Raw genomic sequence first — 13,560 nt, forward strand, 5'->3', positions numbered from 1 at the left:
CAAGGCGGCGCGGGCGCGGTCGGTCAGATCTTGACGTTGGAGCGGATGTTCCAGCCGTACTTGATCGGGCCGCCTTCCTTGGTGCCGTCGGCTTTCTGCGGCTGATAGTCGACGGTGACCTTGGCGAAGTTCAAGGTCACGTGCTCGGTCAGGCGGTCGTCGCTGCCCGAGCCACCGGTGCTCAGCGAGCTGATGATGACTTCTTCAAGGTTGATGATCAGGTACTCGACCTGACTCTCGCCCCCGGCCTTGCGCACGGTCAGCTTGACCTTGTCGATGTGCTTGCCGCTGGAGCAGTGGGCCATCAGGTTAGGGCTGGACTTGTCGATGTACTTGGTGATCGACAGGTCCTGGATGTTGACCTTGCCCGAGCCGCCGCCGCTGCCCATGTGCATGTTGCCGGACTGGGACATGCCCCAGCTCCAGTTGAGCACGTCGATTTCGTCCTTGTGGGCCTTGTCGTGGGACTCGCCCTTGATGTCGCCGATCTTGATGAAAATATCTACAGCCATGGTGTCCTCGGTATTACATGTCAGGTTGGCGGTTGGGTGCAGTTGGGGCTGTCAGGCAGCCCCCGGGGCTGTCAGGCCCCTTTGGCCGAAGGCAGCTTCGATACCAGGCGCAGCGACACGGTCAGCCCTTCGAGCTGATAGTGCGGGCGCAGGTAGAAGCGCGAGTTGTAGTAACCCGGGTTGCCTTCGACGTCCTCGACCACAACCTCGGCCGCTGCCAGCGGGTGCTGGGCCTTGGTGGTCTCGGTGGAGTGCGCCGGGTCGCCGTCGACGTAGTTGAGGATCCAGTCCTGCAGCCAGCGCTGCATCTCGTCCTTTTCCTTGAACGAGCCGATCTTGTCGCGAACGATGCACTTGAGGTAGTGAGCGAAGCGGCAGGTGGCGAACAGGTACGGCAGGCGCGCGGCCAGGTTGGCGTTGGCGGTGGCGTCCGGGTCGTCGTACTCGGCCGGCTTCTGCAGCGACTGGGCACCAATGAAGGCAGCGAAGTCGGTGTTCTTCTTGTGCAACAGCGGCATGAACCCGTTCTTGGCCAGCTCCGCTTCGCGGCGGTCGGAAATGGCGATTTCGGTCGGGCACTTCATGTCCACGCCACCGTCGTCGGTGGGGAAAGTGTGCGCCGGCAGGCCCTGTACTTCGCCACCCGACTCAACGCCACGAATGCGCGAGCACCAGCCGTAGTACTTGAACGAGCGGTTGATGTTCACGGCCATGGCATAGGCGGCGTTGGCCCAGGTGTACTTGCTGCTGTCGGCGCCGTCGGTGTCTTCTTCGAAGGCAAACGCCTCGACCGGGTCGGTCTTTGCGCCATAAGGCAGACGCGCCAGGAAGCGCGGCATGGTCAGGCCGATGTAGCGCGAGTCTTCGGACTCACGCAGCGAGCGCCAGCCAGCGTATTCCGGGGTGGTGAAAATCTTGGTCAGGTCGCGCGGGTTGCTCAGTTCCTGCCAGGAGCCCATGCCCATCACGGTCGGCGAAGCGGCGGCAATGAACGGCGCATGCATCGAGGCGCAGATCTTCGACATCTCGCCCAGCAGCTCGACGTCGGGTGGCGACTGGTCGAAGTAGTAGTCGCCGACCAGGCAGCCATAAGGTTCGCCGCCGAACTGGCCGTACTCTTCTTCGTACAGCTTCTTGAACACCGGGCTCTGGTCCCAGGCGGTGCCCTTGAATTTCTTCAAGGTCTTGTGCAGCTCGGTCTTCGAGACGTTGAGCACGCGGATCTTCAGCTGCTCGTCGCTCTCGGTGTTGTTGACCAGGTAGTGCAGGCCACGCCAGGCGCTTTCCAGCTGCTGGAAGTCGTTGTGATGGATGATCTGGTTGACCTGTGCGGTCAGCTTGGCGTCGATGGCGGCAATGATCTGCTCGATCGAGCCAATGGCATCGTTGGACACCAGGCTGGTCTGCGCCAGGGCTTGCTCGGCCAAGGTACGCACGGCGCTTTCCACCGCTTCCTTGGCACGTTCGGTCTTGGGCTTGAATTCCTGCAGCAGCAGGGCGGCGAACTCGCTCGGGTCCTGGGTGGCAGCTTCCGGCTGGGCCTGGGCGTCGCGCAATGGATCGTTCATGGGCTGTCTCCTCAGGCCTTGGGCTCGTTGTCGACGGGTTTCGGTGCGCTGGCCAGGGCTTGCAGCAGGGCCGGATCCTTGATGGCCTTGAGGATGATGTCCTCGGCACCGGTCTTGCCGTCCATGTAGGTCAGCAGGTTGGCCAGTTGGGTGCGGGCCTCGAGCAGCTGGTTGAGGGCGTCGACCTTGCGTGCCACGGCGGCCGGGCTGAAGTCGTCCATGCTCTCGAAGGTGATGTCCAGGCTCAGGTTGCCTTCGCCGGTCAGTTCGTTGGGCACGTTGAAGGCCACGCGTGGCTTCATCGCCTTCAGGCGCGAGTCGAAGTTGTCGACGTCGATTTCCAGGAACTTGCGCTCGGCCACCGCTGGCAGCGGCTCGGCCGGCTTGCCGGCAAGGTCCGACAGCACGCCCATGACGAACGGCAACTGGACTTTCTTCTCGGCGCCGTAGAGCTCGACGTCATATTCGATCTGCACCCGCGGCGCACGGTTGCGCGCGATGAATTTCTGGGAGCTGTCTTTCGCCACGTTGTTCCTCCTGGTCGCCGGTACGGCGGCGCTGTTCGTTGCGGGCGTCGGTGTTGATGCGGGCCGAGGACGTCAGTTGTCCTCGGGGCCGCGCAGGTTCTCGAATTGCGACCAGCCATCGGGGATCAGGTCGCGCACAATGGTTGCGAAATCGGCATGGACCAGCTTCTTCGCCCGGTGTAGCAGTACCGGCAGCGGGCTTGATGGTTCGTGGCGGGCGTAGTACTGCAACAGGCGGTCAAGGCTCTGCTGCACGTCTTCGCGGCTGTTGACTTCGCCGGGGCGGGCAGCCGGCCGTGTGCCGGGGCCGGCGCTGGCGGTCGCCTGCTGTTCGTCATCGCGCTCCGCAGCCGGCGTGTCACCGGCTTGCGGGGCAGGGCCCGCACCGTCGGGGCAGTAGTCAGCCAGTACCTGCTGCACCAGGCGCAGCGGCTGGCGCAAGGCTGACAAGTCGATACCGCTGGCCGACCCGACCTGGTCGTTGACTCGGCTCTCGATGGCGTCCACGGCCTCGCGGGCCAGCTGTAGCGCTTCTTGGCATTGCTGCAGCTGCTCGGGGTCGGCATCACGCAGGGCGGCGGCCAGTTCCTCGGCGCTGAGCTGTTCGCTGGCGAAATGCTGAACACCTGCGGCGTGCAGCGCCGCGCGCAGGGTAACCGGGCCGAAGGCACGCGAGCGCACCAGCACCGCGTCACGCAGCAGCGCGATGTTGGTGTCGCAGGCCAGGCCGGCCAGGGCGTTGACCCGTACCGTGGGGTCATTGTCGTCGGCGGCGTCCAGTTGCGGGTGCAGGTGCAGCCAGTACTCGCCGAGCAGATCGCGGATCAGTTCCAGGCTGGCGGCAAGCCCTGGGAGGCCGTGCAGGGCCAGGTTGGCCTGAAGCAGAAAATGGGTGATGCGCAGGTCCTTGCTGCGTTGCAGCAAGGCCGTGCTTGCCTGCTCGATATCGCGCCACTGCGGTGGCTCGGCAGGCTGGACGGCGTCGCCCATGACGCGCTCGGGGCGGCCCTGGGCGTCACGTTCCAGTTGCAGAAACTCGGCGTCATATTCCAGGTCATCGCCGCAGGGGAAGTCAGCGGAAACAGCGGCGAGCAGCGGCGATGCATTCACCAGAATTCGATCTCCATATCGGCCCTTGGTGAGGGCGTGTTGTTGTGCGAAGTTGCAAATGTGAACTGGCGCACAAACTTTCCAAAGAGTGCCGGGGTGATATCATGGTGATATTATTTTGGCACTTCGAAGTTGCGCATTTATGGTTTATTTATTCGCGCGTGTCAAGGTAAGCTACGCGCCCTCGAGTGCCAGCTGTGAATTCGTTGGCAGTAACCGGGCACCGCTCGTCCGATTCCATTCAGTTAACCTCGGCGTTAGCGTTGAATAGCCGTCGTATGTTCGGTTGCAGGCGTGAAGCCCCGTGAATCAAGGGGTTCAGCCATATTTGAGTGGCTGTTGAAAAACAACTCAAATGGATGGATCGGTGTTTTAAATGGATGCATGGAGGCGTGATGGCACTTTGCCTAACTATCACTAGTTACCACAAGATTACTCCCGGGCAATGCCCGGAGATGCGGCTGGAAACCGGTGCCATCACTCTTGGCCGTGCGGCGGATAATGACTGGGTACTTCCGGACCCCGAGCGGTTGGTATCGGCCCGGCATTGTGTGATCCAGTTCAAGGACGGGCGATATTTTTTGACCGATGACAGTACGAACGGTGTGGAATTAGTTCGTGCTGGTATTCGCTTGCGTCGCGGTAACAGTGAGCCGTTGCTGGATGGCGAAGTTATCCGTATTGGGGAATACGAGATACAGGCGCGCATCGACGCGAACCTGCCCGGCACCCTGGATGGCGAACCCCAGGCACACAGTTTCGAGGCGCTGATGGCCAACCAGGTGGCGGCCCCGGCCATTCCCGCCCCGCCGATTTCCGGTGCGCCGGCTGCGTTCCTGCAAGGCGCTTCGAACCACGACACGCTGCCTGATCTGTTCGACTTCCTTGGCCCCTCGAGTGTGCCGCCGGTCAGCCAGCCCGACCATGTGCCGGCTCAGCAGCACGACTTTCGCCCGCCAACCCCCGTGGCGGTGCCTGCCCCGACCGTCGAACCGGCTGCGCCGGGGATGATCCCGGAAGACTGGAACCTGTTCGGCTCGGCACCGGCACCCGCACAGACACAGACCCCGACTGCGCCGCCTGCGCCAGCCATTCCGGCAGTGCCTGCACAGCCGGCTGTGAGCGCTCCGGTCGCAGCACCCACCGCTGCGCCTGCGCCTGCGCCAGCTGCAAGCAGCGATGCGTTGCTGCAGGCGTTCCTGCGCGGCGCCGGTGTCGAGCACTTGCGCATCGACGCCGCCGACGCCGCCGCGCAGATGGAGGCTATCGGCCAAAGCTACCGCTTGATGGTGGAGGGACTGATCGACGTGTTGCGTGCACGCAGCAGCCTGAAGGGCGAGTTCCGCATGCAGCAGACCACCATCGCCCCGGTGCAGAACAACCCGCTGAAGTTCGCCCCAAATGCCGACGAGGCGTTGCTGCTGTTGCTGCGTCACGGCAACCAGGCGTTCATGGCGCCGGACCAGGCCGTGCGCGAAAGCTTCGATGATGTGCGCGCCCACCAGCTGGCGGTGATGGCGGGCGTGCAGGCCGCCATCAAGCACCTGCTTGCGTGTTTCCAGCCGGCGCGCCTGGAGCAGCGCCTGGCACCTGCGGCTGGGCTGGCCAAGTTGTTCGGTGGCTCGCGCCAGGCCCACTGCTGGCAGCAGTTCACCGAGCTTTACGGGCAGATCTCCCGTGAAGCCGAAGACGATTTCCAGGAACTGTTCGGCCGCGAATTCAGCCGCGCCTACGAGGCCCACAGCAACCGTTTGCAACGCAGTTGAGCGCACCCAGGAAGACCACGGTACGTCAAGAGGACAAGGATGAAAGCAATAAGACTGGTCGCAGCCCTGAGCCTGGTGCTGCTGGCCGCCTGCAGCAAGGACACGCCGGTTGCCCCCGCTGCCGACAGTGCACCGGACAGCGCCGCCGTGACCCTGTATTTCAGTGCCGCCGAGGGGCTGAACCCAGGCCCTGGCGGCACGCCTGCGCCGGTACGGGTGCGCCTGTACGAGTTGAAGAACAGCGCGGCATTTGCCCGCGCCGACTACTTCGCCCTGGCCGAGCGCGCCCAGGCCACCCTCGGCGCCGACCTGATCGACCAGGACGAAGTGCTGTTGCAACCCGGCGGGCAGTTGCGCGTGGAGCGTCCGCTCGACCCTGCCACTCGCCACATCGGCCTGGTGGTCGGTTACCGCGAGATCGACCAGGCCCAGTGGCGCAGCGTGCTGCCGGTGCCGCCGCGGGACTATCAGATCAGCCTCGATGTGCGTGCCGTGCGCAGCGCCGTGGCCACCCCACAACCTGAACCTGCCCGCTAGGCAATCGGAGTCCCCATGTCCTGGAACAATCGCGTGGTGTGGTCGGAAGGCATGTTCATAACGACCCAGCATTTCCAACAGCATGATCGCTACCTCGAACACTTGGTCGACGCCCGCAACCGGCCGCTGAACGCGGCCGCCTGGGGGTTCTCCGAGCTGCTGCTCGATCAGGGCCTGCTTGCCCAGGGCAAGGTGGCGATTATCAGCGCCCGCGGCTTGCTGCCCGATGGCACGCCGTTCGACATTCCCCGCGACGACCTGCCACCCGCGCCGCTGCAAGTGCCCGACGATCTGCGCGATGGCGTTGTCCACCTGGGGCTGCCACTCAAGCGAGCAGGGGCCCGCGACACCGTCGACGAGGGCGAAGCCCTCGCTGGCGCCCGTTACATCAGCCGAGTCAGCGAAGTGCGTGACGACAACGCGCCCTTCGAGAACCGTGCCCCGCTGGCCCTCGGCAGCCGCGCCCTGCGCCTGCTGCGCAGCGAGGACGGCCTGAGCGACTACGCCGCCCTCGGCATGCTGCGCATCCGCGAAAAGCGCGCCGACCGCGCGCTGGTGGTGGATGACAGCTACATCCCGCCGGTACTCGACGTGGCGGCCAGCCAACAACTGTCCGGTTTCTGCGGCGAGCTGCTGGGCCTGTTGCACCAGCGTGGCGAAGCGCTGGCGGGCAGGGTGGTCGCCTCGGCCAATGGCGGGGCGTCGGAGATTGCCGACTTCATGCTGCTGCAACTGGTCAACCGCGCCCAGCCGCTGGTCGAGCACCTCAACCAGCTGAGCCCGCTGCACCCCGAGCGGCTGTACAGCGAGCTGGTGGCCCTGGCTGGCGAGTTCGCCACCTTCACCCGCGATGGCCGCCGACCGCACAGCTTCCCGGTCTATCAGCACGACGACCTGGCGGCGACCTTCGCGCCAGTGATGGCCGCCTTGCGCGAGGCCCTGTCGACGCTGATCGACAGCAAGGCGGTGGCCATCCCCATCGTCGAGAAGGCTTACGGCATCCACGTTGGCATGCTTGCCGACCGCAGTTTGCTCGACAGCGCCAGTTTCGTCCTGGTGGTGCGTGCCGATGTGCCCAGCGAGACGCTGCGCAGCCGCTTTGGCCAGCAGAGCAAGATCGGCTCGGTGGAGCACATCCGCGACCTGGTCAACCTGCAACTGCCGGGCATCGGCCTGTTGCCGTTGCCGGTGGCGCCCCGCCAGATCCCGTTCCATGCCGGTTCCACCTACTTCGAGCTCGACCGCGGCAGCGAGCATTGGAAGCAGTTGCAACACTCCGGTGGCTTTGCCTTCTACGTCGCCGGCGAGTTCCCCGGCCTGAGCCTGGCCTTCTGGGCCATTCGAGGATAACCCGTGATGCACCCGGACGATCCGCAGGCCAACGACCGTACCCAGTTCATGCCGCGCCCCGGTGGCCGTGCTGCCCCGCAACCCGCCGCGCCAGCGCCGCAGCCGCCACCGTTGCAGGTACCGGCCGAGCCCCTGGCGCCTGGCCAGGGCGTGGGTCTCAACCCACTCGAGCAGGCGGCCGGGCCGTTGCTGGCCTTGCTTACCCGCCTGCGCAACACCATCGCTCATTCGGCGCCGGCCAGCCTGCGAGCGCAGTTGCTGGCGTATCTGCGCCAGTTCGAGACCCGTGCCGAAGCCGCCGGGGTGGTGCGCAACGAAGTGCTGCTGGCGCGCTATGCGCTGTGCACCGCGCTGGACGAGGCGGTGCTCAGCACGCCGTGGGGCAGTGCCAGCGACTGGAGCCGCCAGAGCTTGCTGATCACGGTGCACAACGAGGCCTGGGGCGGTGAGAAGGTGTTCCAGCTGATGGAGCATTGCCTGCAGAGCCCGCGCGAACGCCTCAACCTGCTGGAGCTGTTGTACCTGTGCACCAGCCTAGGCTTCGAGGGCCGCTACCGGGTCATGAACGATGGCCGCGCCCAGCTCGAAGCGCTGCGCGAGCGCACCGCTGCGGCAATTCGCAGCGCCCGTGGCGAGCGTGAGCGCGAACTCTCGCCACACTGGCGTGGGGTGGCCGTCAGCCGTGACCGCCTGGCCCAGTTCGTGCCGCCATGGGTGGGCCTGGCGGTGGCCGTGGCATTGCTGTTGCTGCTGCTGTTCGGCCTGCGCCTGAAGCTGGCCGCCGATGCCGAGCCGGTGTTCCGGGGTATCCACGCACTGGGCGAAATCCCGGTACAAGCCATGGACCGCCCGGTGCTGCAGCCCAAGCCAGTTGAGCGCCCGCGCCTGGCCGGGTTCCTCGCCGATGACATCAAGGCCGGCCGGGTTTCCGTCGAAGACGCGGTCGACCGTTCGGTGGTGACCATTCGCGGCGACGAGCTGTTCGCCAGCGCCAGCGCCAGCATCAAGGGCGATTTCCAGCCGCTGATGCTGCGCATCGCCGAGGCTGTGGCCAAGGTCAAGGGCAATGTTCGGGTCACCGGGCACAGCGACAACCAGCGCATCGCGACGTTGCGCTTCCCATCCAACTGGGCGTTGTCCCAGGCGCGCGCCGAAGAGGTCAAGGGCATCCTCGCCGCGCGCACCGGGCAACCCGAGCGCTTCAGCGCGCAAGGGCTGAGCGACACCGAACCCCTGGCGTCGAACGACACCGCGCAGGGCCGGGCGAAGAATCGCCGGGTTGAAATCACCGTTCTGGCGGAGGGCGTCGAGTGAAGGCGTTTTTCAGTTTTGTCATTCGCTGGGTAATCCCGCTGCTGGGCCTGATCGCCCTGAGCCTGATCATCTGGTTCGTCGGGCCGTTGCTGGACATGCTGGCGTCGCCCACGCCACGCTGGCTGCTGATCGTCCTGTTGTTCGCCCTGTGGGGCGGCTATCGCGCCTGGCGCATCGTGCAGGCGCGCCGGCAGGCGGCCAAGGTCATGCAGAGCCTGGCCGCAGAAACCGCCCCGGACCCTGCCAGCGTGGCCACCACCGAAGAGCTGGCGGCGCTGCGCCAGCGCATGGACGAGGCCCTGGCCCTGTTGAAGAAGGCCCGCCTGGGCGGTGACGAGCGTCGCAACCTTTACGAGCTGCCGTGGTACGTGATCATCGGCCCGCCCGGCTCGGGCAAGACCACCGCGCTGGTCAACTCCGGCCTGCACTTCCCGCTGGCGGCGCAACTGGGTGAGGGCGCCATCCGCGGTGTGGGCGGCACGCGCAACTGCGACTGGTGGTTCACCGACCAGGCGGTGCTGCTCGACACTGCCGGCCGCTACACCACCCAGGACAGCCACGCCCAGGTCGACAAGGCGGCCTGGCTGGGTTTTCTCGACCTGCTCAAGACCCAGCGCTCGCGCCGCCCCATCGACGGTGCATTCATCGCCATCAGCCTGTCCGACCTGCTGCTGGGCAGCGACGCCGAGCGCGGCGCCCACGCCGTGGCGATCCGTGCGCGCATCCAGGAGCTGTACAGCCAGCTGGGCGTGCGCTTCCCGGTGTACCTGATGCTGACCAAGCTCGACCTGGTGCCGGGCTTCATGGAGTTCTTCGACAACCTGGGCAAGGACGAGCGCGCCCAGGTATGGGGCATGACCTTCCCGCTGGATACCGTCGAGCAGGGCGCTGACGGCCCGTTGGCGCAGTTCGACAACGAGTTCGCATTGCTCGAACGGCGGCTCGGCGAGCGCCTGGTCGAGCGCCTGCAACAGGAACGCGACCCGGCCCGACGCGACCTTATCTACGGTTTCGTGCAACAGTTCGCCGCCTTGCGTGGCAACCTCCACGCTTTCCTCGACGGCATCTTCAAGCCCAACGCCTTCGAGGCGCGGGCGTTGCTGCGCGGTGTGTATTTCACCAGCGGTACCCAGGAAGGCAGCCCCATCGACCGACTGATCGGCAGCATGGCCCAGAGCATGGGCCTTGACCGTGCGCACCTGGCACGCCAGAGCGGTAGCGGGCGCAGCTATTTCATCGAGCGGCTGTTCACTGCCGTGGCCTTCGCCGAGCGCGGCCTGGTCGGCAGCAACCCCAAGGTGGAGCGGCGGCGCCGTTGGATCGCCCGTGGTGCGCTGGCCCTGAGCGTAGCCCTGGTGCTGCTGGTCGGGACCTTGTGGGCCCTCAGTTACCGGGCCAACCAGCAATACATCACCGAGGTCGACAGCCGCCTTCAGCCACTGGGCAAAAGCGTGCAAGGCCTGAGCCCTGCGCAGCGCAACGTGGTCGACGTGCTGCCGCTGCTCAACGCCGTCCGCCACTTGGCCGACAACCCTCCCAGCTGGGCCGAGGGCCTGGGCCTGTATCAGGGCGACATGCTCGAAAGCGAATCGCAGAGCCTGTACCGCAAGCTGCTGATCGCCATTTTCGCCCCTCGCCTGGTCACCCGTATCGAGGAACAGCTGTATGCCGGGGGGCCGTCCGACTACCTCTACGAAGGGCTCAAGGCCTACCTGATGCTCGCCGATGCCGAGCATTACGACCCAGACTTCATCAAGGCCTGGATCACCCTCGACTGGGAGCGCCAGTTACCCCGCGACCTTGCGCCTGACCTGCGTCAAGCCCTGGGGCAGCACCTGGCGGCGCTGTTCGAGAAACGTCCGCCGAACGCACGCCTGGACCAGCGCCTGATCGACGACACCCGTCGCCAGCTGCAGCAGTTGCCGGTGGCCCAGCGTGTTTACGACCGGGTCAAGCGCCAGAAGCTGCCAGGCGGGGTCGAAGACTTCCACGTCAGCGACGCCGCCGGGCGTGATGCCGCCCTGGTGTTTCGCTTCAAGAGCGGCAAGCCGCTGAGCGAGCCGCTGCCCGGGCTGTTCACCGTTCAGGGCTACCGGCAGGCATTTCTCGCCGCCAGCCTGGCGCAGAGCACCACGCTGGCCGAGGAGCGCTGGGTGCTGGGCCGCACGCCGGGCGAAACGGGCGATGCCAAACGCCTGGCCGATGATGTGCAACAACTCTACTACCAGGATTACATCCGTCACTGGGATGCCCTGCTCGACGACCTGGACGTCGTGCCTGTCACCAGCGTTGGCCAAGCCGCCGATGTGCTGCGGGTGCTGTCCGGGCCGACCTCGCCGCTGAAGCAGCTGCTGCAGGCGGTGGCCCGTGAAACCAACCTGGCGCAGCCGACCACGCTCGACAAGGTCCAGGACAAGGCCGAGCAGGCCGGTGTCGACCAGTTGCGCCAGCGCCTTGGCGCTCTGCTTGGCGACGCGCCGCTACCCGTTGACAGCCCAGCAGCCCGTACGCAGGACCCGGTGACCGCGCACTTCGCCGAGCTGGCCGCGCTGGTTGGCAGCGGTGAAGGCCAGCCCGCCGCCATCGACGGCTTGCTCACCGACCTCAATGCGCTGTACGTGCAGGTCAGCGCCATGGTCGGTGCCAGCGGCGATGCCTTGCTCGGCGAAGCCAAGAACCAGGCCCAGGCTGCGGCGCAACGGGTAGCCCTGGGTGCGGCGCGCCAGCCCAGGGTGGTGCAGAACCTGGTCAGTTCGGTACTCGGCTCGACCCATGGCATCGTCATGGGCGGGGTGCGTAACCAGCTCAATGCCGCCTGGGCCAGCGAAGTGCTGAATGTCTACCGCCAGTCGCTCAGCGGCCGCTACCCGCTGGTGGCCGGCAGTTCGCGTGACGCCACCCTGGAAGACTTCGGCCAGTTCTTCGGGGTCGGCGGGGTGATGGACAACTACTTCCGCAAGTACCTGCAGCCCTACGTCAATACTTCCAGCACGCCCTGGAGCTGGCAGCCGGGCGCTGCGCAGAAACTCGGGATCAGCGGCAATGTGCTGTACACCTTCCAGCGCGCGGCGACCATCCGCGATGCGTTCTTCCGCAGCGGTAACGGCCTGCAGCCAAGCGTGCGTTTCGAGCTCAAGCCGGTGGCGATGGACGCCAGCATCACCCAGTTCCTGCTCGATCTGGACGGTCAGCAGGTCAGCTACGACCACGGCCCGAGCCGCCCGGTGGCGTTGCAGTGGCCCAACCCGAACAGCATCGGCGTGGTTCGCCTGTCGATCGCGCCGCCATCGGCCAGTGGCCGTTCGGGGCTGACCGTGGAGGGCCCATGGGCGTGGTTCCGCCTGCTCGACCAGGCCGACCTGGTGGCTGGCAGCTCGCCGGAGCGTTTCAACCTGCGTTTGCGCGTGGATGGCGCCAGCGTGTCGTACGAGCTGCGTGCCAGCAGCGCTTTCAACCCGTTCCGCAGCCGAGTGGTCAGCGGTTTCAGCCTGCCGGAGCATCTGTGAACGACGTGGGTTTCTACGGAAAACTGGCCTGCCGCGGCGACTTCGTCAGCCGTGGCTTGCCGCAGACCTTCATCCAGCCCTGGGACCAGTGGCTGGCCGCCGGTATCCAGGCCAGCCAGCAGGCGCTTGGCGAGGCCTGGCTGCAGGCCTACCTGGTCAGCCCGTTGTGGCGTTTTGCCCTGGCGCCTGGTGTGTGTGGCCCGGATGCGGTGGTTGGCGTGCTGATGCCGAGCATTGACCGGGTGGGGCGGTATTTTCCGCTGAGCGTGGCGCAGGTGCTGGAGCCCGGGGTGGCGATCGCAGGCATCGTTGGCGGGGCCGATGAGTGGTTCGAAGGTGTCGAGGCGGCGTTGCTGGGCACGCTTGAAGCGGATGCAGCCTTCGAGCACTTCGAGGCAGCCTTGCAGCCTTTCGACCAACCCCGGCCGCTGCTGCAGGGGGCACGTGTGGCCGTGGGCGGGTTGCAGCGGCTGGACGGCATCACACCGCAGGGCAGGGCGTTGGCACTGGCCGAATGCGCCTGCGAAGGCATGAGCCTGTGGTGGGGGCTGGGCAGCGAGCGGATCGCACCTGGCCTGCTGCGTAGCCAGGGCCTGCCGCGCAGCGACCAGTTCGCCGCGTTCCTGCTGGGCAGCGAGGCAATACCAGCATGAGCCGGGTGCACTACAGCGCGGCCAGCTACAGCCATGTAGGCATGGTCCGCAAGATCAACGAAGACGCCTGCCTGGAGCTGACCTGGGATGGCCTGTGGGCCGTTGCCGACGGCATGGGTGGGCATGCCGCCGGTGACTATGTGAGCAGCCTGGCCGTGGACAGCCTGCGCCAGTTGCCTCTCGTCGATGGGCTGGAGGATTTCACCCAGGCCCTGCGTGACACCCTGGCACGGGTAAACCGCGCCGTGCGCGAGGAGACCTTGCGCCGGGGCGTGGCGATGATGGGCAGCACGGTGGTGGTCCTGGCGGCCCGTGGGGACCGCGCCGTAGGCCTGTGGGCCGGGGACAGCCGGCTGTATCGGTTGCGCGATGGCTGCATCGAGCGCCTGTCGCATGACCACAGCTACGTCCAGGAACTGCAGGACAGCGGCCTGCTCAACGAGGCCGAAGCCCGCGTGCACCCGCGCGGCAACATCGTCACCCGCGCCATCGGCGTCGAGGACCAGCTTGAGTTGCAGGCGGTGGATGTGCAGGTAAAGCCCGGCGACACCTATCTGCTGTGCAGCGACGGCTTGAACAAGACCGCCGAAGACCACGAGATCGCCGACGTGCTCGGCCACGCCGACCCCTATCAAGTGGTTCGCAGCCTGGTGCACCTGGGGCTGACCCGTGGCGCCCCTGACAACATCACCGCCGTGGTGGTGAAGGCGAATTGAA

The 13,560-nt window shown here is 66.1% G+C and carries 11 protein-coding genes; 7 read left to right on the forward strand and 4 right to left on the reverse strand.

Features of this window, described 5'->3' with window-relative positions:
* Positions 1-23: 23 nt before the first annotated feature.
* From CAF92_RS11980 to tssA, 4 genes are all read right to left on the reverse strand, one after another.
* Positions 24-512, reverse strand: a complete 489-nt coding sequence (locus tag CAF92_RS11980) for a type VI secretion system tube protein Hcp (protein ID WP_046616247.1) — start codon at positions 510-512, stop codon at positions 24-26.
* Between the two features lie 71 nt (positions 513-583).
* Complete coding sequence (gene tssC, locus CAF92_RS11985; protein ID WP_046616246.1) at positions 584-2,080, reverse strand: type VI secretion system contractile sheath large subunit; 1,497 nt, start codon at positions 2,078-2,080, stop codon at positions 584-586.
* Between the two features lie 11 nt (positions 2,081-2,091).
* On the reverse strand, positions 2,092-2,607 hold the full coding sequence (tssB, locus tag CAF92_RS11990) for a type VI secretion system contractile sheath small subunit (protein ID WP_025340314.1): 516 nt from the start codon (positions 2,605-2,607) through the stop codon (positions 2,092-2,094).
* A gap of 72 nt (positions 2,608-2,679) precedes the next feature.
* Positions 2,680-3,717 (reverse strand): type VI secretion system protein TssA, encoded by a 1,038-nt coding sequence (gene tssA, locus CAF92_RS11995; protein WP_085600963.1) that lies wholly within the window; start codon positions 3,715-3,717, stop codon positions 2,680-2,682.
* 395 nt (positions 3,718-4,112) lie between these two features.
* On the opposite strand from tssA, the gene tagH reads away from it, so the two are divergent.
* Genes tagH through CAF92_RS12030 form a run of 7 tightly spaced genes read left to right on the forward strand, consistent with a single transcriptional unit; the run spans position 4,113 to position 13,559 of the window.
* Positions 4,113-5,483, forward strand: coding sequence for a type VI secretion system-associated FHA domain protein TagH (tagH, locus tag CAF92_RS12000; RefSeq protein ID WP_085600964.1), 1,371 nt, complete (start codon positions 4,113-4,115; stop codon positions 5,481-5,483).
* A gap of 39 nt (positions 5,484-5,522) precedes the next feature.
* Positions 5,523-6,020, forward strand: a complete 498-nt coding sequence (gene tssJ / locus CAF92_RS12005; RefSeq protein ID WP_046616242.1) for a type VI secretion system lipoprotein TssJ — start codon at positions 5,523-5,525, stop codon at positions 6,018-6,020.
* Between the two features lie 15 nt (positions 6,021-6,035).
* On the forward strand, positions 6,036-7,370 hold the full coding sequence (gene tssK / locus CAF92_RS12010; protein WP_085600965.1) for a type VI secretion system baseplate subunit TssK: 1,335 nt from the start codon (positions 6,036-6,038) through the stop codon (positions 7,368-7,370).
* Between the two features lie 6 nt (positions 7,371-7,376).
* Positions 7,377-8,684: a DotU family type VI secretion system protein gene (locus CAF92_RS12015; protein WP_046616240.1), complete on the forward strand. Its 1,308-nt coding sequence runs from the start codon at positions 7,377-7,379 to the stop codon at positions 8,682-8,684.
* Entirely contained in the window at positions 8,681-12,190 is a 3,510-nt protein-coding gene (tssM, locus tag CAF92_RS12020) for a type VI secretion system membrane subunit TssM (protein ID WP_085600966.1), read from the forward strand. The genes CAF92_RS12015 and tssM overlap by 4 nt, the downstream gene beginning before the upstream one ends.
* The gene (gene tagF / locus CAF92_RS12025; protein ID WP_046616238.1) at positions 12,187-12,843 is read left to right on the forward strand and encodes a type VI secretion system-associated protein TagF; all 657 of its coding nucleotides are present in this window, start codon (positions 12,187-12,189) and stop codon (positions 12,841-12,843) included. The genes tssM and tagF overlap by 4 nt, the downstream gene beginning before the upstream one ends.
* Positions 12,840-13,559, forward strand: coding sequence for a PP2C family serine/threonine-protein phosphatase (locus CAF92_RS12030; RefSeq protein ID WP_046616237.1), 720 nt, complete (start codon positions 12,840-12,842; stop codon positions 13,557-13,559). Before tagF ends, CAF92_RS12030 begins: the two co-directional genes overlap by 4 nt.
* Position 13,560: the final 1 nt, after the last annotated feature.

The organism is Pseudomonas sp. B10(2017), assembly GCF_002113295.1.
GTDB lineage: Bacteria > Pseudomonadota > Gammaproteobacteria > Pseudomonadales > Pseudomonadaceae > Aquipseudomonas > Aquipseudomonas pudica.

Excerpts from the sequence above, each read along its gene's own strand:
- CAF92_RS11980 (WP_046616247.1), bottom strand. The coding sequence starts at position 512 with ATGGCTGTAGATATTTTCATCAAGATCGGCGACATCAAGGGCGAGTCC.
- tssC (WP_046616246.1), bottom strand. The coding sequence starts at position 2,080 with ATGAACGATCCATTGCGCGACGCCCAGGCCCAGCCGGAAGCTGCCACC.
- tagH (WP_085600964.1), top strand. The coding sequence starts at position 4,113 with ATGGCACTTTGCCTAACTATCACTAGTTACCACAAGATTACTCCCGGG.
- tssJ (WP_046616242.1), top strand. The coding sequence starts at position 5,523 with ATGAAAGCAATAAGACTGGTCGCAGCCCTGAGCCTGGTGCTGCTGGCC.
- tssK (WP_085600965.1), top strand. The coding sequence starts at position 6,036 with ATGTCCTGGAACAATCGCGTGGTGTGGTCGGAAGGCATGTTCATAACG.
- CAF92_RS12015 (WP_046616240.1), top strand. The coding sequence starts at position 7,377 with ATGCACCCGGACGATCCGCAGGCCAACGACCGTACCCAGTTCATGCCG.
- CAF92_RS12030 (WP_046616237.1), top strand. The coding sequence starts at position 12,840 with ATGAGCCGGGTGCACTACAGCGCGGCCAGCTACAGCCATGTAGGCATG.